This is a genomic window from Rhodococcus sp. M8, assembly GCF_015654185.1.
Classification (GTDB): Bacteria; Actinomycetota; Actinomycetes; order Mycobacteriales; family Mycobacteriaceae; genus Rhodococcus; species Rhodococcus aetherivorans.
Window position 1 is genome coordinate 1,407,972 of the sequence record NZ_CP064065.1, and the last position, 24,478, is coordinate 1,432,449.

General features: G+C 70.9%; 26 protein-coding genes. 11 read left to right on the forward strand and 15 right to left on the reverse strand.

Annotation, left to right across the window (positions count from 1 at the left end; all coding sequences use genetic code 11):
* Positions 1-111: 111 nt before the first annotated feature.
* From ISO16_RS06300 to ISO16_RS06310, 3 genes are read left to right on the forward strand one after another with little or no spacing between them, the layout of a single operon-like run.
* Positions 112-1,104 carry an ABC transporter substrate-binding protein gene (locus tag ISO16_RS06300; RefSeq protein ID WP_072635538.1) on the forward strand — a complete coding sequence of 331 codons (993 nt, stop codon included), beginning with the start codon at positions 112-114 and terminating at the stop codon, positions 1,102-1,104.
* Positions 1,105-1,135: 31 nt separating this feature from the next.
* On the forward strand, positions 1,136-2,197 hold the full coding sequence (locus tag ISO16_RS06305) for an ABC transporter substrate-binding protein (protein ID WP_065922431.1): 1,062 nt from the start codon (positions 1,136-1,138) through the stop codon (positions 2,195-2,197).
* 29 nt (positions 2,198-2,226) lie between these two features.
* Positions 2,227-2,703: an NUDIX hydrolase gene (locus ISO16_RS06310; protein WP_072635539.1), complete on the forward strand. Its 477-nt coding sequence runs from the start codon at positions 2,227-2,229 to the stop codon at positions 2,701-2,703.
* Between the two features lie 95 nt (positions 2,704-2,798).
* Here the strand turns inward: ISO16_RS06310 and nrdF are convergent, their stop codons facing one another.
* The 8 genes from nrdF to ISO16_RS06350 form a co-directional block, all read right to left on the reverse strand.
* The gene (gene nrdF / locus ISO16_RS06315; RefSeq protein ID WP_006940539.1) at positions 2,799-3,806 is read right to left on the reverse strand and encodes a class 1b ribonucleoside-diphosphate reductase subunit beta; all 1,008 of its coding nucleotides are present in this window, start codon (positions 3,804-3,806) and stop codon (positions 2,799-2,801) included.
* Positions 3,807-3,850: 44 nt separating this feature from the next.
* The gene (nrdE, locus tag ISO16_RS06320) at positions 3,851-5,932 is read right to left on the reverse strand and encodes a class 1b ribonucleoside-diphosphate reductase subunit alpha (protein WP_206530652.1); all 2,082 of its coding nucleotides are present in this window, start codon (positions 5,930-5,932) and stop codon (positions 3,851-3,853) included.
* A 184-nt stretch (positions 5,933-6,116) separates the two neighbouring features.
* Positions 6,117-6,545, reverse strand: coding sequence for a class Ib ribonucleoside-diphosphate reductase assembly flavoprotein NrdI (gene nrdI / locus ISO16_RS06325; protein ID WP_006940545.1), 429 nt, complete (start codon positions 6,543-6,545; stop codon positions 6,117-6,119).
* Positions 6,546-6,614: 69 nt separating this feature from the next.
* On the reverse strand, positions 6,615-6,845 hold the full coding sequence (locus ISO16_RS06330; protein ID WP_006940556.1) for a redoxin NrdH: 231 nt from the start codon (positions 6,843-6,845) through the stop codon (positions 6,615-6,617).
* A gap of 197 nt (positions 6,846-7,042) precedes the next feature.
* Positions 7,043-9,154 (reverse strand): xanthine dehydrogenase family protein molybdopterin-binding subunit, encoded by a 2,112-nt coding sequence (locus ISO16_RS06335; protein WP_072635540.1) that lies wholly within the window; start codon positions 9,152-9,154, stop codon positions 7,043-7,045.
* Positions 9,151-10,140, reverse strand: coding sequence for an FAD binding domain-containing protein (locus ISO16_RS06340; protein WP_072635541.1), 990 nt, complete (start codon positions 10,138-10,140; stop codon positions 9,151-9,153). Before ISO16_RS06340 ends, ISO16_RS06335 begins: the two co-directional genes overlap by 4 nt.
* A complete protein-coding gene (locus ISO16_RS06345; RefSeq protein ID WP_006940562.1) occupies positions 10,137-10,685 on the reverse strand; it encodes a 2Fe-2S iron-sulfur cluster-binding protein in 549 nt (182 codons plus the stop codon). The genes ISO16_RS06340 and ISO16_RS06345 overlap by 4 nt, the downstream gene beginning before the upstream one ends.
* 140 nt (positions 10,686-10,825) lie before the next feature.
* Complete coding sequence (locus ISO16_RS06350) at positions 10,826-11,386, reverse strand: NAD(P)H-dependent oxidoreductase (protein WP_006940564.1); 561 nt, start codon at positions 11,384-11,386, stop codon at positions 10,826-10,828.
* Positions 11,387-11,474: 88 nt separating this feature from the next.
* Here ISO16_RS06350 and ISO16_RS06355 point away from each other — a divergent pair, with 88 nt between their 5' ends.
* Both ISO16_RS06355 and ISO16_RS06360 read left to right on the forward strand, forming a co-directional pair.
* Positions 11,475-12,104, forward strand: coding sequence for a TetR/AcrR family transcriptional regulator (locus tag ISO16_RS06355; protein WP_006940565.1), 630 nt, complete (start codon positions 11,475-11,477; stop codon positions 12,102-12,104).
* Between the two features lie 5 nt (positions 12,105-12,109).
* Entirely contained in the window at positions 12,110-12,901 is a 792-nt protein-coding gene (locus ISO16_RS06360) for an META domain-containing protein (RefSeq protein ID WP_072635627.1), read from the forward strand.
* Between the two features lie 15 nt (positions 12,902-12,916).
* Here the strand turns inward: ISO16_RS06360 and ISO16_RS06365 are convergent, their stop codons facing one another.
* On the reverse strand, positions 12,917-13,465 hold the full coding sequence (locus ISO16_RS06365; protein WP_006940567.1) for a nucleosidase: 549 nt from the start codon (positions 13,463-13,465) through the stop codon (positions 12,917-12,919).
* Positions 13,462-14,235, reverse strand: a complete 774-nt coding sequence (locus tag ISO16_RS06370) for a fructosamine kinase family protein (RefSeq protein ID WP_072635542.1) — start codon at positions 14,233-14,235, stop codon at positions 13,462-13,464. The genes ISO16_RS06365 and ISO16_RS06370 overlap by 4 nt, the downstream gene beginning before the upstream one ends.
* Positions 14,236-14,310: 75 nt before the next feature.
* Between ISO16_RS06370 and nadE the strand changes: the two genes are divergently transcribed.
* Positions 14,311-15,150, forward strand: coding sequence for an ammonia-dependent NAD(+) synthetase (nadE, locus tag ISO16_RS06375; protein ID WP_072635543.1), 840 nt, complete (start codon positions 14,311-14,313; stop codon positions 15,148-15,150).
* 86 nt (positions 15,151-15,236) lie between these two features.
* On the opposite strand, the gene ISO16_RS06380 is transcribed toward nadE, so the two are convergent.
* On the reverse strand, positions 15,237-15,497 hold the full coding sequence (locus tag ISO16_RS06380) for a MoaD/ThiS family protein (RefSeq protein WP_006940570.1): 261 nt from the start codon (positions 15,495-15,497) through the stop codon (positions 15,237-15,239).
* Positions 15,490-16,551: a GTP 3',8-cyclase MoaA gene (gene moaA, locus ISO16_RS06385; protein WP_006940571.1), complete on the reverse strand. Its 1,062-nt coding sequence runs from the start codon at positions 16,549-16,551 to the stop codon at positions 15,490-15,492. Before moaA ends, ISO16_RS06380 begins: the two co-directional genes overlap by 8 nt.
* Positions 16,552-16,671: 120 nt before the next feature.
* Between moaA and ISO16_RS06390 the strand changes: the two genes are divergently transcribed.
* The 4 genes from ISO16_RS06390 (at position 16,672) to ISO16_RS06405 (ending at position 21,046) form a co-directional block, all read left to right on the forward strand.
* Entirely contained in the window at positions 16,672-17,937 is a 1,266-nt protein-coding gene (locus ISO16_RS06390) for a molybdopterin molybdotransferase MoeA (RefSeq protein ID WP_075288607.1), read from the forward strand.
* Complete coding sequence (gene moaCB / locus ISO16_RS06395) at positions 17,934-18,980, forward strand: bifunctional molybdenum cofactor biosynthesis protein MoaC/MoaB (RefSeq protein ID WP_006940573.1); 1,047 nt, start codon at positions 17,934-17,936, stop codon at positions 18,978-18,980. Before ISO16_RS06390 ends, moaCB begins: the two co-directional genes overlap by 4 nt.
* Entirely contained in the window at positions 18,973-19,419 is a 447-nt protein-coding gene (locus ISO16_RS06400) for a molybdenum cofactor biosynthesis protein MoaE (protein WP_043798868.1), read from the forward strand. Before moaCB ends, ISO16_RS06400 begins: the two co-directional genes overlap by 8 nt.
* 175 nt (positions 19,420-19,594) lie before the next feature.
* Entirely contained in the window at positions 19,595-21,046 is a 1,452-nt protein-coding gene (locus ISO16_RS06405) for a DEAD/DEAH box helicase (protein WP_050035433.1), read from the forward strand.
* Between the two features lie 25 nt (positions 21,047-21,071).
* Here the strand turns inward: ISO16_RS06405 and ISO16_RS06410 are convergent, their stop codons facing one another.
* From ISO16_RS06410 to ISO16_RS06420, 3 genes are all read right to left on the reverse strand, one after another.
* A complete protein-coding gene (locus ISO16_RS06410; protein WP_072635546.1) occupies positions 21,072-22,100 on the reverse strand; it encodes a CobW family GTP-binding protein in 1,029 nt (342 codons plus the stop codon).
* A gap of 61 nt (positions 22,101-22,161) precedes the next feature.
* Positions 22,162-22,788 carry an MBL fold metallo-hydrolase gene (locus ISO16_RS06415; protein ID WP_072635547.1) on the reverse strand — a complete coding sequence of 209 codons (627 nt, stop codon included), beginning with the start codon at positions 22,786-22,788 and terminating at the stop codon, positions 22,162-22,164.
* A complete protein-coding gene (locus ISO16_RS06420; protein ID WP_006940578.1) occupies positions 22,785-23,870 on the reverse strand; it encodes an S-(hydroxymethyl)mycothiol dehydrogenase in 1,086 nt (361 codons plus the stop codon). Before ISO16_RS06420 ends, ISO16_RS06415 begins: the two co-directional genes overlap by 4 nt.
* A gap of 264 nt (positions 23,871-24,134) precedes the next feature.
* On the opposite strand from ISO16_RS06420, the gene ISO16_RS06425 reads away from it, so the two are divergent.
* Entirely contained in the window at positions 24,135-24,449 is a 315-nt protein-coding gene (locus ISO16_RS06425; RefSeq protein ID WP_065922424.1) for a WhiB family transcriptional regulator, read from the forward strand.
* Positions 24,450-24,478 lie beyond the last annotated feature (29 nt).

Consider the following 24,478-nt stretch of genomic DNA (forward strand, 5'->3'; position numbering starts at 1 on the left):
GTGACCCACGCAACCCGGGGCCGTGGCACACCTCACCGAGCACACGGTTTCGCCCACACACTAAGGTAAGCGTTCCCTAACTATTTGCGATCCCGAGAGACGAGGTCCACCGTGTATCCCCTCCCCCTGCGCCGCGGCATCGCCGCCCTGGCGGCGTCCCTGACCGCGGCCGTGCTGCTCGCGGGCTGTTCCTCCGGCGAGACGGCCGAGCAGACCCCCGCCACCGCGGGCTTCCCACGCACCGTCGAGCACTTCCGCGGAACGACCACCGTCGAGTCCCAGCCGCTGCGGGTCGTCGCGCTCGACACCAGCTACGCGGACGCGACGCTGCTGCTCGAGTCCGACCTCGTCGGCTACGTCGACTACCGCACCGAGGGACTGCCCGACTACCTCGGTGACAGCCGCCGGCAGTTCGCCGCCGAGGCCACCTCCGTCGGTGCGGTCTCCGACGCGAGCCTGGAGAAGATCGCCGCGCTGCACCCCGACCTGATCCTGTCCGCCGACGTGCGCGACGGCGAGAACTACGACAAGCTCTCCGCCATCGCGCCCACGGTCTTCTCCGAGAGCACCGGGCCGACGTGGAAGGACAACATCCGTCTCGCCGCGCGGGCCCTCGGCAAGGAGGACCTCGCCGAACAGAAGATCGCCGACTACGAGGCCCGGGCGAAGGCCATCGGCGACGAGATCAACGCCACAACCGGCAACCCCACCGTCTCAGTGGTCCGCTTCGCCGGTGAGCCCACCGCCCGCCTCTACCGCACCACGTCGTTCAGCGGCATCGTCCTCGAGGACGCCGGCCTGGCCCGCCCCGCGAGCCAGGGACCCGACCCGGCCGATCCGAGCAGCATCATGAACGCGATCAGCCCCGAACTCATCGGCGAGGCGGACGCGAATGTGATCTTCGTCAGCATGTACCGCGACGGGGAGGGCAAGTCCGAGGCGGCGGCGCAGCCGTTCCTGTCCAACCCGCTGTGGCAGAACCTGCGCGGCCGGAAGGTGGACGTGGACGACAGCCTGTGGATGACGCCGGTGTCCATCCAGGGCGCGCACGAGATCCTCGACGACCTCGCCGAGGCGTTCGGGGTCGATCCGCACACCAGTTAACCTGGACCGTCCCCTAGACAGGAGTGGTCGTATGCCCGCAGCGTCCCGGTCTCGCGCCGTCACGTGCACCGTCGCCCTCGCCGCCGTCGCGGCACTCGGGTTGGCGGGATGCGCGGAGGCGACGGACGATCCGGCGAGCAGCATCGTGCGCACCACCACCCGCATCGCCGGGGCGGCCGTCGTCGGGATCGAACGCGACACGACCACCGCGTGCGCGCTCCCCAGCCCCCCGGACCCGGGGCAGCCCGCCGGCGGCACCCGGTCGGTGATCCACACCGGCGGCGTCTCCGAGGTGCCCGCCGACCCGCAGCGGATCGTCGTGCTCGACGCCGCCGCGATGGACGCGGTGTGCGCCCTGGGCCTGTGGGAGCGGGTGGTCGGCACGACCACCGACGTCGCCCGGGCCGAGTACCTGGGCACGGGGATCGCGACGCTGCCGTCGGTGGGCACCACATCGGCGCCCGACGTCGCGCTCATCGACGGCGTGGAGCCGGACCTCATCCTCGGCTCGTCCGCCGACCCGGAGCTCTACCGCCGGCTCGGCACCGTCGCGCCGACGGTGCTCGTCGGCTCCGACCCGGTGTTCTGGCGGCAGCAGTTCCTCCGCGCCGGCGAAACACTCGGACGCTCGCAAGCGGCTGGCCGCGTGCTCGACGACTACCGCGCGACCGCGACGGACGTCGGCAAGGCGGTGACCGCGTCGCAGACCCAGGCGTCGATCGTGCGGTTCACCGGCGACGGCGCCGTCGTCGAGGGCACCGCCTCGTTCGCCGGACAGGTCCTCGCCGACGCCGGCGCCGCGCGCCCGCCCGCACAGCGGTTCGGTGTGCAGGACGGGCGCGCGGACGCCCCGCTCGACGAGGCCGACCCGGCCGCCGCGGAGGGCGACCTGATCTACGTCCGCTTCGCCGGCGAGGACGGCGTCGCGCACGGCAGCGAGGTGATGGACTCCGAGGCGTGGCTCGAGCTCGGGGCGGTCACCGACAGCCGGCTGTTCGCGGTGGACGACCTGGTGTGGTCCACACCCGGCCCGGTGGCCGCGAAGGCCGTCCTGACGGATGTGCGCAACACCCTCAACGGCTATTCCAACTGAGTCGACCTCGTCGAAAGGCGCCCGGGGACATGCCTATTCCGGAGTTCGTCGCGCAACTGCGCGCACAGGTCGGTCCCGCGCCGCTGTGGCTGCCCGGCGTCAGCGCCGTCGTCGTCGACCCCGACGGACGGGTGCTGCTGACCCGTCGCGCGGACAACGGCCTGTGGGCCGTGGTCTCGGGCATCCTGGAACCCGGCGAGGAACCCGCCGTCGCGGCCGTGCGCGAGGTGCGGGAGGAGACCGGCGTCGACGCCGAGATCGTCCGGCTCACGAGCGTGGACGTGACCGCTCCGATCACCTATCCCAACGGGGACGTCGCGCGGTACCTGGACGTGTGCTTCCTGACGCGCCCGACGGGTGGCGTGGCCCACGTCGCCGACGACGAGAACCTCGAGGTGGCCTGGTTCGCGCCGGATTCGTTGCCGCAGAACATGACCGCCACGTCGGTGCTGCGCCTGGAGAAGGCGCTGCGGGACGTGCCGGAGGCGTGGTTCCGCCGCCCCTGACGGTGCGCCTGACGCCCACCTGACGGCCGAATGTCACACGTGCTCGATCAGATCGAACGCGTGTGACATTCGGCCACAACAGGTGGACCGTGGGGTCAGAAGTCCCAGTCCTCGTCCTCGGTGACGACGGCCTTGCCGATCACGTACGAGCTGCCCGAGCCGGAGAAGAAGTCGTGGTTCTCGTCGGCATTCGGGGACAGCGCGGACAGGATCGCCGGGTTCACGTCGGTCTCGTCCTTGGGGAACAGCGCCTCGTAGCCGAGGTTCATCAGGGCCTTGTTGGCGTTGTACCGCAGGAACTTCTTGACGTCCTCGGTGAGCCCGGCCTCGTCGTAGAGGTCCGCGGTGTACTGGGTTTCGTTGTCGTACAGCTCGAACAGCAGATCGAAGACCCAGTCCTTGAGCTCGTCGCGCTCGGCCTGGGTGATCTGCTCGAGGCCGCGCTGGTACTTGTAGCCGATGTAGTAGCCGTGCACGGCCTCGTCGCGGATGATCAGCCGGATCATGTCCGCGGTGTTGGTCAGCTTCGCCCGCGACGACCAGTACATCGGCAGGTAGAAGCCCGAGTAGAACAGGAACGACTCGAGCAGCGTCGAGGCAGCCTTGCGCTTGAGCGGGCTGTCGCCCTGGTAGTAGTCGAGGACGATCTGCGCCTTGCGCTGCAGGTTGTCGTTCTCCTCCGACCAGCGGAACGCGTCGTCGATCTGGCGGGTGGAGCACAGCGTCGAGAAGATGCTCGAGTACGACTTGGCGTGCACCGACTCCATGAACGCGATGTTGGTGAGCACCGCCTCCTCGTGCGGGGTCACCGCGTCCGGGATCAGCGACACCGCGCCGACGGTGCCCTGGATCGTGTCGAGCAGGGTCAGACCGGTGAACACGCGCATGGTCAGTTCCTGCTCGTACTCGGTGAGCGTGCCCCACGACGGGATGTCGTTGGACACCGGGACCTTCTCCGGCAACCAGAAGTTGCCGGTGAGGCGGTCCCACACCTCCGAGTCCTTCTCGTCCGGAACGCGGTTCCAGTTGATCGCCGAGACGCGGTCGATCAGTTTGACGTGGGCGCCGTCGGCCGGCGAGTGCGCGCGGGGTGCGGAGGTCATCTGTCTTTCCCTACCTGAGTTTCGATGTGTACCGGCAAGATTCGTCACAGCATGCAGGAGACGCAGCCCTCGACCTCGGTGCCCTCGAGCGCCATCTGCCGCAGCCGGATGTAGTACAGCGTCTTGATTCCCTTGCGCCAGGCGTAGATCTGCGCCTTGTTCACGTCGCGGGTGGTGACGGTGTCCTTGAAGAACAACGTCAGCGACAGGCCCTGGTCGACGTGCTGGGTGGCCGCCGCATACGTGTCGATGATCTTCTCGTACCCGATCTCGTACGCGTCCTGGAAGTACTCCAGGTTGTCGTTGGTCAGGTAGGGAGCGGGGTAGTAGACGCGGCCGATCTTGCCCTCCTTGCGGATCTCGATCTTCGACGCCACCGGGTGGATGGAACTGGTGGAGTTGTTGATGTACGAGATCGACCCGGTCGGCGGCACGGCCTGCAGGTTCTGGTTGTAGATGCCGTGCTCCTGGACCGACGCCTTCAGCGCACGCCAGTCGTCCTGCGTGGGAATCGCCACGTCGGCGTCGGCGAAGAGCTGCCGCACGCGGGCGGTGGCCGGCTCCCACACCTGGTCGGTGTACTTGTCGAAGAACTCGCCCGAGGCATACTTCGACTCGGGGAAGCCCTTGAAGTACGTGCCCCGCTCGATGGCGAGCCGGTTCGACGCGCGCAGCGCGTGGAACAGCACGGTGTAGAAGTAGATGTTCGTGAAGTCGACGCCCTCTTCGGAGCCGTAGAAGATGCGCTCACGGGCGAGGTAGCCGTGCAGGTTCATCTGCCCGAGGCCGATCGCGTGGGAGTCGTTGTTGCCCTGCTCGATCGACGGCACCGAGTAGATGTGGGTCTGGTCCGACACGGCGGTCAGCGCCCGGATCGCCACCTCGATGGTGTGCGCGAAGTCCGGCGAGTCCATCGCCTTGGCGATGTTCAGCGAGCCGAGATTGCACGAGATGTCCTTGCCCACATGACTGTAGGACAGGTCCTCGTTGAACGTCGACGGCGTGGAGACCTGCAGGATCTCCGAGCACAGGTTCGAGTGGGTGATCTTGCCCTGAATGGGATTGGCCCGGTTGACGGTGTCCTCGAACATGATGTACGGGTAGCCGGACTCGAACTGCAGTTCCGCAACCGTCTGGAAGAACTCGCGCGCCTTGATCTTCGACTTGCGGATGCGCTTGTCGTCGACCATCTCGTAGTACTTCTCGGTGACGTCGATGTCGGCGAACGGCACACCGTAGATGCGCTCGACGTCGTACGGCGAGAACAGGTACATGTCCTCGTTGCGCTTCGCCAGCTCGAACGTGATGTCGGGGATGACGATGCCCAGCGAGAGGGTCTTGATGCGGATCTTCTCGTCCGCGTTCTCGCGCTTGGTGTCGAGGAAGCGGTAGATGTCGGGGTGGTGGGCGTGCAGATACACCGCGCCGGCGCCCTGGCGGGCCCCGAGCTGGTTGGCGTAGGAGAAGGAGTCCTCGAGCAGCTTCATGATCGGGATGACGCCGGAGGACTGGTTCTCGATCTGCTTGATCGGCGCCCCGTGCTCTCGGATGTTGCTCAGCAGCAACGCAACCCCGCCTCCGCGCTTGGACAGCTGCAGTGCCGAGTTGATCGAGCGGCCGATGGACTCCATGTTGTCCTCGATGCGCAGCAGGAAGCAGGAGACGGGCTCGCCGCGCTGCTTCTTGCCGGAGTTGAGGAACGTCGGGGTCGCGGGCTGGAACCGGCCGGAGATGATCTCGTCGACGAGGTGGGTCGCGAGCTGCTCGTCGCCGGCGGCCAGGGTCAGCGCGACCATGCAGACGCGGTCCTCGAACCGCTCCAGGTAGCGCTTGCCGTCGAACGTCTTGAGCGTGTACGAGGTGTAGTACTTGAACGCACCCAGGAACGTCGGGAAGCGGAACTTCTTGGAGTAGGCGTGCTCGAAGAGCTGCTTGACGAACGGGCGGGAGTACTGCTCGAGCACCTCGGGCTCGTAGTAGTTCTCCTCCACGAGGTAGTCGAGCTTCTCCTCGAGGTTGTGGAAGAACACCGTGTTCTGGTTGACGTGCTGCAGGAAGTACTGGCGCGCGGCGGCGACGTCCTTGTCGAACTGGATCTCGCCGTTGGGCCCGTAGAGGTTCAACATCGCGTTGAGCGCGTGGTAGTCGAGTCCCTTGAGGGATTCGTCGATCTTGGCGCTCGCTGCCGGCGCGGCATCGGTGACGGTCACGGTGCTTGCTCCCACTGTGAGTAGACGGGTTCGCCGCGCACCCGTATCCCCGACGGTGACGCAGCGTTGATGGAGTGGACGAGTGTGGGTGAGGTCGCGGTTACGCCGACTGCAACGCCTGCGCCCAGAACTGTGCCAGGCCCTCGCGGACGCGCTCGACGTCCTCGGCGGTACCCATCAGTTCGAACCGGTAGAGGTACGGGACCTTGCACTTCTGGGAGACCACATCCCCGGCGTAACAATAGGATTCGCCGAAGTTGGTGTTGCCGGCGGCGATGACCCCGCGAATCAGCGCACGGTTGCGCGGATTGTTGAGGAACCGGATGACCTGCTTGGGCACGAAGTTCGTGTCCCGGCCGGTCGCGGTGGTGCCGCCGCCGTAGGTCGGCAGGATCAGCACGTACGGCTCGTGCACCTCGAAGGTGCCGTCACGGTCGTGCAGCGGAATCCGGGTGGCCGGCAACCCCAGTCGCCGGACGAATCGGTGCGTGTTCTCCGATGTGCTCGAGAAATACACCAACGAGGTCATGGATGTCTCACATCACTTCGCTCGGGTCCGGCGACCGGCCGCAGGGGCGGTGGGTCGGCGCGCGACGGGTCAGGCGGCGACGGCGAGGGCCTTGATCCGGTCCGGGCGGAAGCCGGACCAGTGCTCGTCACCGGCGACCACCACGGGGGCCTGCAGGTAACCGAGGGCCATCACGAAGTCCCGCGCTTCCGGGTTCTCCGAGATGTCGACGACGGCGTACTCGATACCGGCCTTGTCGAGGGCACGGTAGGTGGCATTGCACTGAACGCAGGCAGGCTTGGTGTAGACGGTGATGTTCATGGTTTCCCCTTTTCGACAACCTGACGACTGACTGCACAGCAGTGCCTCGAGGCCCGTCGTACCAGCACGATCCCGCTTCCCCGAGGGACCGGAAACGATCAAGCCTTCCAGCGCTCTAGACACTACACCTAGTGGCCGACAGATTCATAGAACGCGAGATGTTGTGAGTTACAGCCGTGATATTCCCAGGTCGTTACTCACCGCGCGGGGCTGTCGGGCAGGTACGGGAGCACGTCCTCGAGGTGCACCGGAAGCCGGCGCACCCGCGCCCCGGTGGCGTGCCGGAGGGCATTGACGACCGCCGCGGCGCTGCCGACGATGCCGATCTCCCCGACCCCGCGCGACCCCATCGGTGTGGCGTGCAGGTCGTCCTCGTCGAGCCAGGTCGCGTCCACGTCGCCGACGTCGGCATTGGTGGGGATGTGGTACTCCGCGAGGTCGTGGTTGACCACGTGGCCGGTGCGGGGATCGCGGATGCTCTCCTCGTGCAGGGCCATGGAGATGCCGAAGCACATCCCGCCGATCAGCTGCGAACGGGCGGTGCGGGGGTTGACCACCCGGCCCACGGAGAACACGCCGAGCATCCTCGGGACCCGGATCTCGCCCGTGTCGACATCCACCCGCACCTCGGCGAAATGCGCGCCGAACGACTGGATGCGGTAGTGCTCGAGCGCGGGATTCTCCTCGGCCGTCGCCGACGCCTCGGCACCCGGCTCCGGTCGATCCCCGTGCCGCTTGCGGAACGCGTGGGCCGCGGCGACGATCGCCGTGCCCCACGACGAGGTACCGGAGGATCCGCCGGCGACGGTGGCATTCGGCAGGGCCGAGTCACCGATCTCGAGATGGATGTCCTCGGGCCGGCAGCCGAGCGCGTCGGCCGCGACGAGGGTGAGCGTGGTCCATGCTCCGGTCCCGATGTCCGCGGCGCCGGTGCGGACGGTGAAGCGCCCGTCGCCGTCGTGCCGGACCGCGACCTCGGTGCCGGGGTTGACCAGGTGCGGGTAGCTCGCCGCGGCCACTCCGGTCCCCACGAGCCACCGGCCGTCGCGGCGGGTGCCGGGCGTGCGGTCGGCGGCGTCCCAGCCGAAACTGCGACTCCCCTCCCGCAGGCACTCCACCAGCCGGCGCGAGGACCAGGGCCGGCCGGACTCGGGATCGGCGGGCGGGTCGTTGCGGACCCGCAGTTCGATCGGGTCCATGCCGCACGCCACCGCCAGCTCGTCCATCGCGACCTCGCCGGCGAACATCCCGGGGGCCTCCCCCGGCGCACGCATCCAGTAGGGCGCGGGCACGTCGAGCGCGACGATGCGGTGCGAGGTGCGCCGATACCGCGAGGCGTACATCCCCCGCGACGACACCGCCGTCTGCTCCGCGTACTCGCGCACGTGCGAGGACTGCGAGAAGGCCTCGTGCACCATGGCTTCGAGACGCCCTTCCCGGCTCGCGACGAGGCGGACGTGCGAGACGGTGGGCGGCCGGTAGCCGACGTACCCGAACATGTCCTGCCGGGACACGGCGAACTTGACCGCCCGACCGGGCAGCAGGCGCGCCGCCATCGCCGCCACGACGTCGTGCGCGTGCGGCGCCCCCTTGGACCCGAAACCACCCCCGACGTAGGGACTGATCACCCGCATCTGCTGGGGGCGCAGACCGAGCACGGGAGCCAGCGTGGAGACGACGCCGTGGGCGCTCTGCGTGGAGTCGTACAACGTCAACGACTCGCCGGACCACTCGGCCACGACCGTGTGCGGTTCGAGGGGGTTGTTGTGCTCCTCCGGGGTGGAATACCAGCCGTCGACCACGACGCCGTCGCGCTCCGCGGCCTCGGCCGCTGCGGCATCGCCCTGTTCCGTGTCGGTCGGATATCCGCCGTTGGCCTGTTCCGGGGCATAGCTGCGCGGGTGGTCGTGCCGGAACGCGACGTCGTGCGGCGCGGACTCGTACTCCACCCGGACCAGTTCGCTTGCGTGTCGCGCGATCTCGGGCGTCTCGGCGACCACGGCGGCGACGATCTGCCCCCGGAAGGCGACGTCCGGGCTCTGCAGGACCGCGTACTCGGCCTCCGAGGTGTCCGCCAGGCGGGGGGCACTCCACGGGGTGAGAACGACGAGCACGCCGGGCAGGGCCTCCGCCTCCGCGGTCTCGATGCGGGTCACCGTTCCCCGCGCCACGGTTGCCGTGACCGGGACGAGGTAGGCCGGGTCGTCGACCGGATGCTCGTACGCGTAGGGCGCGGTTCCGGCCACCTTCTGCGGGCCGTCCACCCGCGGCGTCGACGTGCCGATCGGGCGCTGGGCCGAGTGGGTCATGCGACTGCCTCCGAGGTGAGTTCACGCAGTACCGAGACGAGGGTGCGGCGCAGCAGCGGCACCTTGAACTCGTTGCCGTCGAGGGGCCGGGCATCGGCGAGTTCCGCGTCGGCGGCCGCGGCGAAGACGCCGTCACCGGGGGCGCTCCCCAGCAGGACGTGCTCGGCGCGATGGGCGCGCCACGGCCGGTGCGCGACGCCGCCGAGGGCGATGCGGCATCCGGTGACGACGCCGTCGGCGACCGTCAGGTCCGCCGCCACCGAGACGAGCGCGAACGCGTACGACGCCCGGTCGCGCACCTTGCGGTACGTCGAGACGGCGCCTTCGGGCGCCGGGATCTCGACGTCCAGGATCAGCTCGTCGCGCTCGAGCACCGTGTCGTACTCGGGGTTTTCGCCGGGAAGCCGGTAGAGCTGCTCGACGGGGATGCACCGCTCCCCCTGCGATCCGAGCACCGTCACCTGGGCGTCGAGCGCGAGCAGCGCCACCGCCATATCCGACGGGTGGGTGGCGACGCACTGTTCGGAGGCGCCGAGGATGGCGTGGTAGCGGGTGTAGCCACCGATCGCGGTGCAGCCGCTGCCCGGGGTGCGCTTGTTGCACGGGGTCGACGGGTCCCGGAAGTACACGCAGCGGGTGCGCTGAAGCAGATTGCCGGCGGTGGTGGCCATGTTGCGCAGCTGCGGGGAGGCGCCGGCCAGCAGGGCCCGGGCCAGGACCGGGTACCGGCGGCGGACGATCGGATGGGCGGCCAGGTCGCTGTTGCGCACGTTGGCGCCGACGCGCAGCCCGCCTTCGGCGGTCTCCTCCACGATGTCGAGCGACAGGCGGGAGACGTCGACGAGGACGTCGGGCGCGGTGACGCCGAGCTTGAGGTGGTCCACCAGGTTCGTGCCGCCGGCGAGGAAGGCGGCACCCGGGTGGCCGGCGACCGCGGCGACCGCGGCGGCGGGATCGGCAGGCGTCTCGTAGCGGAACGTCTTCACGAGCAGTGCCCCTCCCCGCGCGCGACGTGGCGGAGCGCTTCGACGATGTTGGGGTAGGCCGCGCAGCGGCACAGGTTTCCGCTCATGCGTTCGCGGATCTCGTCGTCGGTCAGTTCCGGGTCCTGTGTGAGGTCCGCGGTGACGTGGCTCGGGGAACCCTTGGCGGCCTCGTCGAACATCCCGACGGCGGAGCAGATCTGGCCCGGTGTGCAGTAGCCGCACTGGAAGGCGTCGCATTCGACGAACGCCTGGGGCAGGTGCGAGGGACCGTCGTCCGCGATGCCGGCGGCGGTGACGACGTCGGCGCCGTCGTGGGCGACCGCGAGCGACAGGCAGCTCACGATGCGCCGGGAGTCGAGCAGGACCGTGCACGCGCCGCACTGGCCGTGGTCGCAGCCCTTCTTCGGGGAGTAGATCCCGAGCCGGTCGCGCAGGGCGTCGAGGAGCGTGGTGCGCACGTCGACGGTGCAGCGGCGCTCACGGCCGTCGACGCGCAGGGTGATCGTGTGCTCGTGTTCGCCGGGACTGTCGCTCTCGTGCGCCATGGGCTCCTCCGTCGCGGTGGGGACTGGCGAGGTATTCCCCGCAGCATGCCCCGGCAATCACGGCTGCGGGCGCGAATGGGGTACGGACGGTGACGGCCCCGGACCGGGCGTGGTCCGGGGCCGCTCGGTGTGCGGCCGGCTCAGGCGTCGACGAGTTCCCGGCGGGCGTCGGCGAGCTGGGCGAGCAGCGCGGAGATCTGCTCGGCGACCTCGGCGTTCTCCTTGGGGTGGGCGTCGCCGAACTTGTCGATTGTGCCGCCGATGGACAGCTGCAGGCCCGTCCGGCTGCCGGCGATGCCAAGCGCCTTGACGGTCTCCTCGAGCGCCCACTTCGCGCCGTTGCCGCTGGGCGAGGCGCTGATGACGGCGACGGGCTTGCCGGCCAGGGCGCCGGCGCCGTACGGGCGGGAGAGCCAGTCGATGGCGTTCTTGAGCACGGCGGGGATGGTGCCGTTGTACTCGGGGGTGACGAGCAGGAGGGCGTCGGCCTCGCTCGCCGCGACGCGCAGCGCCCCGGCGGCGACGGGCGCGCCGGTCTCGCCGTCGAGGTCCTCGTTGTAGAAGGGCACCTCGCCGAGGCCTTCGTACACGGAGACCTCGACGCCCTGCGGCGCGACGGCGGCCGCGGTCTCGGCGAGGCGGCGGTTGACGGAGGCGGAGCGCAGGCTGCCGACGAGAGCGAGAACGCGGGTCTGGGACATGGGGGTGTTTCCTTCGGTTCGGGTGTCCGGGTCTGACTCCACTCTAAACGGACCGCGGTCCACTTCCATTCCCGGGCGGTACTGTGACGTGGTGAACATTCCGCTGCTGCCGCTGGTCGGGGACGAGGGCGTCGAACGGTGCGACGCGGCCCGCAACCGGCGCCGGCTTCTCGAGGCGGCCTCGCTCCTCGTCGCCGAACGCGGCGTCGACGCGGTCACGATGGACGCCGTGGCCGCGCGCGCCGGGGTCGGCAAGGGCACCGTCTTCCGCCGCTTCGGCTCCCGTGCGGGACTCATGCGCGCCCTGCTCGACCATTCCGAACAGGCCCTGCAGCAGCAGTTCCTCACCGGTCCCCCGCCGCTCGGACCCGGCGCCGATCCCGTCGACCGGCTCGTCGCGTTCGGTCGTGCCCGCATCCGTCTCGTGGAGGTGCAGGGCGAGGTGCTCCGCGCCGCGGAGAGTTCCGCCGAGGCCCGGTTCAATGCCCCGGCACGGGCCGTCAGCCTGACCCACATCGAGGTCCTGCTTCGCGCTGCGGGTGTCGACGGCGACCTCCCGCTGCTGGCCCAGGCCCTGTTCGCCCCGCTCGAGGCCACCCTGGTCCTGCATCAGTGGCGCGATCTGGGGTTCTCGCTCGACCGGCTCGCCGACGGGTGGGCGGACCTGGCCCGCCGCGTCGTCACGGCGCCGCCCGCCGCCGGGCGGGCGGTACCGTGACCGGCATGCGGCGGACTCTCGGGCTCTCGATTCTCCTCGCGCTGGCCGCGACGACGGCCGTCTGCGCGGGCGACGGCGCCGCCGCCCCGCCCCAGGACCCGGCCGTGCTCGTGGGGCGGGCGTTCGTCTCCACCGCCGTGTCGGGCCCGCAGATTCCCGGCGGCGGCCCGCTGGTCGTGGAGTTCCCCGATGCGGGCCGGATCGCCGCCACCGCCGGCTGCAACCGTTCGTTCGGGTCGGTGGAACTCGGCGACGGCGTGCTGCGCGCCGATCGGCTCGGCAGCACTCTCATGTCGTGCCCGCCGCCGCTCGACCGCGCCGACACCTGGCTGTCCGATCTGCTGGCGTCGGAACCGCGCTGGCGTCTCGACGGCGACGTACTCACCCTCGACGGCGGGGACGTGTCCGTCTCACTGCTCGACCGCACGGTCGCCGACCCCGACCGTCCCGTCGTGGACACGCACTGGGTGCTCACCGAACTCGTCACGGCCGACGCGGTGTCGACCTCCCGCGCCCTCGAGAACGCCGCGCCCACCCTGACCGTCGCCGGCGACGGCACGGTCTCGGGCAGCACCGGCTGCAACCGGTTCACCGGTACCGCCACCGTCGGAGACACCGTGGTCACGTTCGGGCCGCTGGCCACCACCCGCGCGGCGTGCCCCGACCCGGAGCTCGCGCGGATCGAGTCGGCCGTCCTGGGAGTGCTGTCCGGCGAGGTGCGGTACACGGTCGAGGGTGCGGCGATGCGGCTGACCGCCGCCGACGGTGTCACCGGTCTCGGATACACCGCCCGCTGACGAGCCGGCTTCGGCTCAGTACCGCTCGACCAGCCACTGCGCGAGTGCGCGGGCACTGGCATCGACCTTGGCCGGCCAGTCCAGGGCGGTCTCGTCGGCGTGGTCGCTCACGTGCTTGACGAGCCGGCACTGCGCGCCCATGCGGGATGCGGCGAGCGCGACCGCGAAGCCCTCCATGTCGACGAGGTCGGCGCGGGCGGCGAGCGCGTCACGCACCTGCGCGTCCGAGACGAAGGAATCGCCCGTGGCGAGCACCGTCCCGTCCCCGTCGTCGAGTTCGAGCACGTCCTCGACCGGGTAGCCGAGGCTGCGCAGCACCTCGCTGCTGATGTCGTGATTGATCACCGCCGAGGGGACGTAGAGGCCGCCGTGGTGCAGGTGTAGCGCCCCGGCGGTCCCGATGTTGACCACCACCGGCGGGGTCCCGCGCCGGTGCCGCGCCAGCGCCTCGGTCACCGCGACGGCCGCGTGCACCTTGCCGATGCCGGTGATCACCGTCTCGTAGTGCGCCGGCACGTGCGCTGCCTCGGACTTCGTGGCGGCGACGACGAGGATCTCGGTCAACTCTTCTCTCCCAGCGCGAGGGTCGCGAGCGCCGCCCGGTGCAGCGCCCGCCCGTACCCCGCACCGTAGCCCGCCGCGTGCACCGCCAGCGGATGCAGCTGGTGCATCGGCACGCGCTCGCGCCATCCGGCTCGCAGCGGGCACGTGGCGTCGTAGGCCGCGACGATCTCGTCGAGCCGGGGGCAGCCGAACAGCGCCAGCATCGCCAGGTCCGTCTCGCGATGACCGCCGTGCGCCGCCGGGTCGATCAGCACCACCCCCGCGGCGGTCCACAGCACGTTGCCGTTCCACAGGTCGCCGTGCAGGCGGGCGGGGGGTGCACCGTCGTCGAACTCCCCGGCGGCGACGCGCGCGCAGGCCCGCTCGACGTCGGGCAGCTGCGCGGCGGTGACGCTGCCGGCGTCCACCGCGATCCGCAGGAACGGCTCGACCCGTTCCACCACGTAGAACTCGCCCCAGCTCGCGTGGACCGTGCTACTCATCGGCCGCTTGCCGATGAACAGCTGGCCGTCGAATCCGTCCGGTGCGCAACCGAATCCGGCGGCGCCCGCGGCGTGCATACGCGCCAGGCGAGCGCCGAACTCCCGAGCCGCCGCGGCGGTGGGGGCCGCCTCGGTCAACCGCTCGAGGTCGATGTGGTCCACCCCGACGTCGCGGACACCGGCAACGGGCATGCCGGCATCCGCGAGCCAGGCCAGCCCGGCGGCCTCGGCGCAAAAGAAGTCGGGGTGAGCCCCGGCCCGGTGCTTGCGGAAGACGTCGCTGCTCATCGCCACGAGTGTGCCCGCGGCGCGCCGCGCATGTCACCCGAGCAGACCGTCGGGCGTCCCGCTAGGGTTCGGAATATGGCGAACCTTCGCGAGCAGATCATCGAGGAACTCGGCGTCCGGCCGACGATCGACCCCCGGGCGGAGGTCCGGTCCCGCGTGCAGTTCCTGAAGGACTACGTCGTGTCGACCCCCGCCAAGGGGTTCGTTCTCGGCATCAGCGGCGGTCAGGACAGCACCCTCGCCGGCCGGCTCGCCCAGCTCGCGGCGGAGGAACTGCGGGCCGAGGGCCGCGAGGCCGAGTTCGTCGCGGTGCGGCTGCCCTACGGCGCGCAGGCCGACGAGCACGACGCGCAGGTCGCGCTGGAGTTCATCGGTCCCGACCGCTCGTTGCGGATCAACGTCAAGCCCGGTGCCGACGCCTCGGCCGCCGAGGTCGGGCAGGCCATGCACGAGATCTACGGCAACGGATCGCAGCTGAGCGACTTCGTGCGGGGCAACATCAAGGCCCGCGAGCGGATGATCCTGCAGTACGCGATCGCCGGCGAGCTCGGCTACCTGGTGGTCGGGACGGACCACGCCGCCGAGGCGGTGACCGGGTTCTTCACCAAGCACGGCGACGGCGGGGCGGACCTGACCCCGCTCGCCGGCCTGACGAAGCGGCAGGGCGCAGCGCTGCTGCGCGAACTCGGGGCTCCCGACAGCACCTGGCAGAAGGTGCCGACCGCGGATCTCGAGGAGGACCGGCCGGCCCTTCCGGACGAGGTGGCCCTGGGTATGACCTACGCGGAGATCGACGACTACCTCGAGGGCAAGGACGTCACCCCGGAGCTGGCCGAGAAGCTCGAGCGGACGTTCCTGAACACCCGGCACAAGCGGACGGTGCCGGTGTCGCCGTTCGACACCTGGTGGCGCTGACAGCCACCCCGCCCGGCGGCCGGGCCGATCCGCTCAGCCCGGCGGCCGGGCCGATCCGCTCAGCCCGGCGGCCGGGCCTGATCCCGTCAGCCGCCGGCGAACGGCGGGAGGACGTCGACCGTAGGTCCGGCGGCGCGTCCGAGGTCGCGGGTGAGTTCGGAGTCGATGAGGAACGCGGCCACCGACAACACCCGCGCCATCTCGGCGCCGTGACGGTCGATCAGGGCGGTCTTGAGGGTGCCCAGATCCACCGACGGCGCCAGCGCCACCGTCTCCTTCTCCACTCCGGCCGCGTCCGCCGCCGCCGCGAAATACCGCACCTCGATGCCCGTCACGGTCTCACCCACCGATAGCTCCCATGCTGCGCTGCGGCGGGGTGAAGTCCGCCGCGTCGATGCCGTGTCCGGCCCACTTGTTCCACATTGCACCACGCCACAGCGCGGCGAGCTCGTCGTCGTTCGCGCCGCCGCGCAGCGCCGCCCGCAGGTCGGTCTCCCGGTCGCTGAACAGGCACGAGCGCACGGTGCCCTCCGACGTCAGGCGGGTGCGGTCGCAGTCCGAGCAGAACGACCGGGTCACCGACGCGATGATGCCGACCGTCGCGGGCCCGCCGTCGACCGCCCAGCGTTCGGCCGGCGCCGACGGGTCCTCGCGGCCGACCTCGGTGAGGGCGAAGCGGGCGGAGAGCACGTCGAGCAGCCGCTGCGCGGGCACCATGTTCGCCCGGGCCCACTCGTGGTCGGCGTCGAGCGGCATCTGCTCGATGAACCGCAGCTGCACGCCCTCGTCGAGGCACCAGGCCAGCAGGTCCGCGGCCCCGTCGAGGGTCTGCGGCATGAGCACCGCGTTGACCTTCACCGGCGCGAACCCGGCCGCCTTGGCCGCGCGGATCCCGTCGAGCACCGAATCCAGCCGATCGCGCCGGGTCAGCCGGGCGAACCGCGCGCGGTCGACCGAGTCCAGGGAGATGTTGACCCGGGTCAGGCCCGCCTCCGCCAGCGCCCGGGCACGATGGGCGAGTCCCACCGCGTTGGTCGTCACCGCCAGCGGGATGCCGGGGACGGCGCGCGCACACCCGGCGACGATCTGCTCGAGATCCCGCCGCATGAGCGGCTCCCCGCCGGTGAAGCGCACCTCCCGGACCCCGAGCCGGTGCACCGCGACGGCCACGAGCCGCACGATCTCGTCGGCGCTGAGCAGCCGCTCGCGCGGGATCGCCGGCAGCCCCTCCTCGGGCATGCAGTACGTGCAGCGCAGCGAGCACTTCTCGGTGATCGACACCCGCAGGTCGCGCGCGACACGCCCGAACCGGTCCAGCAGTTCGGGAGTGTCGGGCCGGTCGGAGACGTCGTCGACAGCGGCAGGGCGCACCGCCGGGATCCCCACGTGCACCGCAGTCATCGGGCCTCCGTCCTCATGACCCTCAGTATGCCGTCGCGGGCCCCGTCGTGCGGGAGGAGCAGAAACCACGACCCGGACGAGGACGCACGGCGCCGCGAGCGATGTGCCTAGGATTGGCCCATGGCGGGCGGCAGGCGGTCGGTGGAGGAGCATGCGCGACACGTGGCGACGTTGCTCTCCCCGTTGCTGATCCGCGGTACCGAACCGGTGCTGCTGCTCGAAGCGCTCGGCCGGGTGCTGGCCGAGGACGTCGTCGCTCCGATCGACCTCCCCACCTTCCGCAATTCGCAGATGGACGGCTACGCGGTCGACACGGCCTCGCTCACCGCGGCGCCCGCGACCCTGCCCGTGCGTGCCGTCCTCGCGGCCGGCGACGGGGTCGTCGCGCACGTGCCCGGGACCGCCACCAAGATCATGACCGGCGCGCCACTGCCCACCGGTGCCGACGCCGTCGTTCCCGTCGAGGACACCGTGCCGGTCGAGGACACCGTGCCGGTCGAGGACACCGTGCCGGTCGAGGACACCGTGCCGGTCGAGGACACCGCGGCCGAGGGGCGGGGACTCCGGGTCACGGTGTGCACGCTGCCCGAACCGGGGGCATACGTGCGCGAGCGCGGCAGCGACATCCACCGCGGTCGCACGCTGCTGCCCGCGGGCACCGTCGTCGCGGCCCGGCACGTCGCGGCGCTCGCCGCCGTCGGCCTGACCCACGTGTCCGTCCGGACTCGGCCGCGCGTGGCGGTGATCTCGACCGGCAGCGAACTGGTGCCCGGAGGAAGCGTTCTCGCCCCGGGCAAGATCCACGACTCGAACGGGCCGGCCCTGGCCGCCAGCGCGGCCGCCAACGGGGCGCTGGTGGTCTCGGTGGATCGCAGCGGCGACGATGCGGAGGTGTTCGCGGCGAAACTCGCTCGCGCCGCCTCCGTCGCCGAGGTGGTGTTCACCTCGGGCGGGGTGTCGAAGGGCGACTTCGAGGTCGTCAAGGACGTGCTCGGCCCGCGAGGGGCCGAATTCGTGTCGGTGGCGATGCAACCGGGCGGTCCGCAGGGCACGGCACTGGTGGATTCCGTGCCGGTGCTGACCTTCCCCGGCAATCCGGTCAGCGCGCTGGTCTCGTTCGAGGTGTTCGCCCGGCCGGTATTGCGGGCCGCCGCGGGGCTGCCCGCCGTCGAGCCCGAGACCCGTCCTCTGTCAACAGGTCTCAGCTCCGTGCCGGGCAAGCGCCAGTTCCTGCGCGCTCGCCGCGACGGCGGCGCCGTGGTGGCGATCCCCGGCGCCGGGTCCCACCTGATCGCCGCGATGGCCACCGCGGACGTACTGCTCGACATCCCCGCCGACACCTCGGACCTCGAACCCGGAGAACTCGTGAAGGTACTACCGCTATGACCGAACCGCACGACCTCACCCCGCCCGACGGCGGGGCCCTGAGTCACCTCGACGACCGGGGCCGCGCCCGCATGGTCGACGTGTCCGGCAAGGCCGACACCGCCCGCGTCGCGGTCGCCGCCGGCGAACTCGTCACCACCGCGGAGGTGGTGTCGCTGGTGCGGGCCGACGACATGCCCAAGGCGGACGTGCTCGCCACCGCGCGGATCGCCGGGATCGCGGCGGCCAAGCGCACGTGGGAGCTGATTCCGCTGTGCCACCAGTTGGCGCTGTCGTCGGTGAAGGTCACCTTCGGGTTCACCGACACCGCGATCACGATCGAGGCGACGGCAAAGACGAAGGGCCCCACAGGCGTCGAGATGGAGGCCCTCACCGCCGTCGCGGTGGCCGGGCTGACGTTGCACGACATGGTCAAGGCCGTCGACCCCGCCGCGGTGCTGAACGGAGTGCGGTTGGTCTCGAAGGAGGGCGGCAAGCGCGGGCACTGGCAGCGCGACGAGGCGGAGACCGCCGCACCGGCGGAGGACGAGACCGTCACGCCGGACGAGGACGACATCCTGGAGCAGGCCGGCGTGCCGGCGACGGTGCTCGTCGCGTCCACGGGTGTGGCTGCCGGTACGCGGGAGGACAGGACGGGCCCGCTGATCGCGGACTTTCTCGAGGCGCGCGGCTTCACGGTGCGGGGTCCTCTGGTGTATGCCGACGCGGACATCGCGTGGGGCCTCGAGGACGCGCTCGCCGGCGACCCGGCCCTGGTGATCTCCACCGGCGGGACCGGCGCCTCCCCCACGGACGCGACCCCGGAGGCGACGCTGGCGCTGCTGGACCGCGAGCTGCCGGGGGTCGCCGAGGCCATCCGCCTGCGCGGCCTGCAGGCCACCCCGCACGCCTCGCTGTCACGCGGCGTGGCCGGGCTGGTGGGCCGCACGGTGGTGGTCAATCTGCCCGGCTCACCGGGTGGCGTGAAGGACGGGCTGGCGGTGCTCGAGCCGATTCTCGGCCACCTGCTGGCCCAGGTCGCCGGAGGAGGCGCGCATGAATGAGCTGCTGGCACGGATCTCGGCCGAGCCGCTCGACCCGGCGTCGGTGGACGCCGCGGTCGCCGGCCCCCAGCACGGGGCGGTGGTGCTGTTCAGCGGGGTGGTGCGCAACCACGACGGCGGGCGCGCGGTGAGCGCGCTCGAGTACCGGGCGCACCCCGAGGCGGAGCGATTCCTGCGTCGCTGTTGCGAACAGGTGGCGGCGGAGTCGGGACTGCCGGTCGCCGCGGTCCACAGAGTGGGCGATCTCACCATCGGCGATCTCGCGCTGGTGGCGGCGGTGGCGGCACCGCACCGGGCCGAAGCCTTCGCTGTCTGCGCCGAACTGGTCGAACGCATCAAACGCGAGGTCCCCATCTGGAAGCGGCAGCGATTCGAGGACGGTCTGTCCGAGTGGGTCGGCCTCGACGCGTGCGCCGACGAGCATCCCGGCGTGGGGTAGGCTGCGGTAGTTCGGGCATCACGACGATGCTCACCGTCGTGGGATACCGGCGGGCCGGGATCGTGCCCGGTTCCGCATGCAATACCGGCATCGGCTTTCCTTGCGGCGATCCACTGCGCCCTCCGAGATCGTCTCGGGGTGCGTGCACGCTGCATCGAAAGGCAGTTCTGTACCTATGACCGTTTCCTTCTCCGACCTCGGCGTCCCCCGGACCCTGGTGGCCTCCCTGGGCGACAGCGGCATCACGAGCCCGTTCCCGATCCAGGTCGACACGCTGCCCGACACGCTGGCCGGCCGTGACGTGCTCGGCCGCGGCCGCACGGGCAGCGGCAAGACGCTGGCGTTCTCCATTCCGCTCGCCGCGCGCCTGGCCGGCCGCGCCACCCGCGAGGCCGGCCGCCCGCGCGGGCTGGTGCTGGCCCCCACCCGCGAGCTGGCCACGCAGATCGCCGCGGTCGTCGAGCCCCTCGCGCGGGTCGCCGGGCTGCGGGTGACCACCATCTTCGGCGGAGTGTCGCAGAACCGGCAGGTCGACGCGCTGCGCCGCGGCGTGGACATCGTGATCGCCTGCCCGGGCCGCCTCGAGGACCTGATGCGGCAGAAGTTCGTCACGCTCGACGCGGTGGAGATCACCGTGCTCGACGAGGCGGACCACATGGCCGATCTCGGCTTCCTGCCCGGCGTGACGCGCATCATGAACGCGACCCCCAAGGACGGTCAGCGCCTGCTGTTCTCGGCCACGCTGGACAACGGCGTCGACAAGCTCGTCAAGCGGTTTCTGCGCAACGAGGTGCTGCACTCGGTCGACGAGGCGCACTCCCCGGTGGCGGCGATGACCCATCACGTGTTCGACGTCGACAACGCCGACACGAAGAAGGACCTCGTGCGGACCCTGGCGTCCGGTACGGGCCGGCGAATCCTGTTCATGCGCACCAAGCATCAGGCCCGCAAGCTCGCCCGTCAGCTCACCGAGTCCGGCATCCCGGCGGTCGATCTGCACGGCAACCTGTCGCAGAACGCGCGCGACCGCAACCTCGCGGCGTTCTCCTCCGGTGAGGCGCGTGTGCTCGTGGCCACCGACGTCGCGGCCCGCGGCGTCCACGTCGACGACGTGGAACTGGTGGTGCACGTCGACCCGCCGGCCGAGCACAAGGCGTACCTGCACCGTTCGGGCCGTACGGCCCGCGCCGGGAGCACCGGCGACGTCGTGACCGTGGTGCTGCCCGAGCAGCGCAAGGATCTGGCCGTCATCATGCGCAAGGCCGCGATCAAGGTCACTCCGGTGCGGGTGACGGCGAAGTCGGAGCACGTGCTGGACCTGGTCGGCGAGATCGCCCCGCACGTGAGCCCGTCGGTCAAGCAGGCCGCACCGGCCCCGTCCGGCGGTGGATCGCGACGGCCGGCCCGGCGCAGCGGCAGCGGGGCCGCTCAGCGCGGCGCCCGGCAGCACGGCGGCGGGGCCGCCCGGCAGCACGGCGGCGGGGCCGCCCGGCAGCACGGCGGCGGGGCCGCCCGGCAGCAGGGCGCGTCGCGGCAGGAGCAGCCGGCGGCCCGGCAGGAACGCGCCGGCCAGGCCGGGGGGCGCCGGCGTCGCCCGAATCACACGTCGGCGACCGCCGCACGGTAGGTAGGTCCCGCTTCCGGACCCGCGCTCAGCGCGGGGTGAACCGGTGCACGGCCAGCATCGCGTCTGCCGGCACCGGTTCGGTCGGGACACATTCGGCGAGCCGGGCGCGTACCGCCTCGGGGTCCAGATCGGCGCCGATCACGACGAGCCGGGTGGTGGCAGGGACGTCGCCCGTGCGCCGGACGGGGTCGAAGCGGATGTGGTCGCCGACGGTGTGCAGCAGGTAGGTGCGCGTGCGTCCCCCGGCGACGACGCGGACGTACCCCTTGATGCGGAACACCCCGGCCGGCTGGTCCTCGAGGAAGTCGACGAGGGCGCGCGGGTGCAGCGGGACGGGGGACTCGAAGTCGACGGCTTCGTAGCCGTCGTGCAGGTGCGTGTGGTCGCCGTCCTCGTCGTGTTCCTCGTAGAGCAACCGGTCGAGGCTGAGTTGTTCGCCGGGTTGCGGCTCGGGGCGTTCGGGGATGTCGAACAGCAACGCCGGGTCGATGCGCCCGTGCACTGTGGACACGATCGCGGCGCGGTCGTTGAGGCGGCACAGCAGTTCGAGCAACTCGTCGTGGGCGTCGCCGTCGATGCGGTCGGTCTTGTTGAGCAGCACGAGGTCCGCGAGCGCGACGTGCTGATCGAGTTCGGGATGCCGGTCCCGGACGGTGCCGAACTCGGCGGCATCGACGACGAGGACGAGACCGCCGTAACCCACGTATTCGTTGCCCGAGCCGACGACGAGCCGGATCATGTTGCGCGGCTCGGCGAGTCCGCTCGCTTCGACGACGATGACGTCGATGCCGGAGGTACGGTGCGCGAGCCGGTCGAGCATCGCGTCCATGTCGGCGACGTCGACGGCGCAGCACAGGCAGCCGTTGCTCAGCGAGACCATGGAGTCGACCTGCCCGGCGACCATCATCGAGTCGATGTTGACCGAGCCGAAGTCGTTGACGATCACGCCGATTCGCGCGCCGCGGTTGTTGCGCAGCAGGTGATTGAGCAGGGTGGTCTTCCCGGAGCCCAGGAATCCTGCGACGATCACCACGGGGATCCGCTTGTTCGCCATGAGGCGAGCCTAGCGGTGCGTCCCGCCGGCCGGTCCGGGACGGGACGCACCACGGGCCTCGTCAGTTGCCCCGGCGGATCCATTCCTCGAGATGCGGGGACTCGGTGCCGATCGTCGTGCCGTCGCCGTGACCGGTGTGCACCTTCGTCTCGGCGGGCAGGGCGAACAGCCTGTCGCGGATCGAGCCGATGATGGTCGGGAAGTCCGAGTACGAGCGTCCCGTCGCACCGGGACCGCCGGAGAACAGGGTGTCGCCGGTGAACAGCTCGCCCGCCTCCGGCAGGTACAGGCACGTCGAGCCGGGCGAGTGCCCGGGGGTGTGGATGACCTGGATGTCGGTGCCCGCCACCGCGATCCGATCCCCGTCCGCGAGCGGCCGGTGCGCGACACCGGGGTGGGTCATCTCCCACAGCACGTCGTCGGCGGGGTTGAGCAGGATCGGGGCGTCGAGCTTGTCGGCCAGCTCGGGGGCAACGGTGACGTGGTCGTTGTGCCCGTGCGTGCACACGATCGCCACCACCTTCCGGCCGCCGACGGCGTCGATGATCGGCTGCGCGGTGTGCGCGGCATCGATCACGACCACCTCGTCGTCGTCGCCGACGAGCCAGATGTTGTTGTCGACCTCCCACTCGCCGCCGTCGAGGGCGAAGGTGCCGTGGGTGACGACCCGATCGATACGCAGAGTCACAGGACCACCACCGAGCGCAGCACCTCGCCGCGGTGCATGGTCTCGAACGCCTTCTCCACCTGGTCGAGGGCGATGCGCTCGGTGACGAACTTCTCGAGCGGCAGCCGGCCCTGCTGGTAGAGGTCGACGAGCATGGGGAAGTCCCGCTCGGGCAGGCAGTCGCCGTACCAGGACGACTTGAGGGACCCGCCGCGGGAGAAGAAGTCGATCAGCGGCATCTCGAGGGTCATCTCCGGGGTGGGCACCCCGACGAGGACGACGGTGCCGGCCAGGTCGCGGGCGTAGAACGCCTGCTTCCACGTCTCCGGGCGGCCGACCGCGTCGATGACCACGTCGGCGCCGAAGCCGCCGGTCAGCTCCTGGATCGCCTCGACCGCGTCGACCTCGGCCCCGTTGATGGTGTGGGTAGCCCCGAGGTCGGTGGCCCACTCGAGCTTCCTCGGGTCCCGGTCGACCGCGATGATCTTGTTGGCGCCGGCGAGGCGGGCGCCCATGATCGCGGCGTCGCCCACGCCGCCGCAGCCGATCACCGCGACGGAGTCGCCGCGGGTCACCCCGCCGGTGTTCACCGCGGCACCGAGGCCGGCCATCACCCCGCAGCCGAGCAGGCCGACGACGGCCGGGTCGGCGCTGGGGTCGACCTTGGTGCACTGCCCTGCGTGCACGAGGGTCTTGTCGGCGAACGCGCCGATGCCCAGGGCCGGGGTCAGCTCGGTGCCGTCCTCGAGGGTCATCTTCTGCGTGGCGTTGTGGGTGTCGAAGCAGTACTGCGGGCGGCCGCGCTTGCAGGCGCGGCACTGCCCGCACACGGCCCGCCAGTTGAGGACGACGAAGTCCCCGACGGCGACCGAGTCGACGCCCGCACCGACGGACTCGACGACACCGGCGGCCTCGTGCCCGAGCAGGAACGGGAACTCGTCGTTGATGCCGCCCTCCCGGTAGTGCAGGTCGGTGTGGCACACGCCGCACGCGGCGATCGCAACGACGACCTCCCCCGGCCCCGGGTCGGGGATGACGATCGGCACGACCTCGACGGGAGCGCCCTTCGCGCGGGCGACGACGCCCCGGACCTGCTGTGGCATGACGGTGTCTCCTTCTTCTCGTGCGGTGCTCGCGCGACGTCGGCGACGTATCGCGGTATGCGCACACGCTATCGGCGGCGCGGCACCCCGGTACCTGATCGAAGGAGTGGATCGACCTGACCGAAAGACCAGTCCCCCACTTTCGACCCCGAAATGCCGAAGTGTCGTTGATCGAGTACGGAAGTCCGGCTAAGCTTCGGTATGACCGCCCTCACAGGGCGCAGCGTCCAGGCGAGGCGACCCCTCGCAGGCCCGAGGAGTGCAATGTCGATCGCCAACACGGTGACCCTCCCCCACCCCCGCAGCGAAAGCTGGGACTGGCAGCTGCACGCGGCGTGCCGGGGCCACGAGTCGTCGGCCTTCTTCCATCCCGAGGGGGAACGTGGCCGCGCACGCGAACTGCGCGAGTACCGCGCCAAGCTCGTCTGCGCCCGGTGTCCGGTTCTCGAGCGCTGCCGCACCCACGCACTGGAAGTCGGTGAGCCGTACGGCATCTGGGGTGGCATGTCGGAGTCCGAGCGCCGCTCGCGCCGCGCCGCCGTGGATCGGTCGGCCCGGTGGGGCATGCTGGGGCGCTGACGCGACCCGCCTGCGCCGCGACGCGGCGC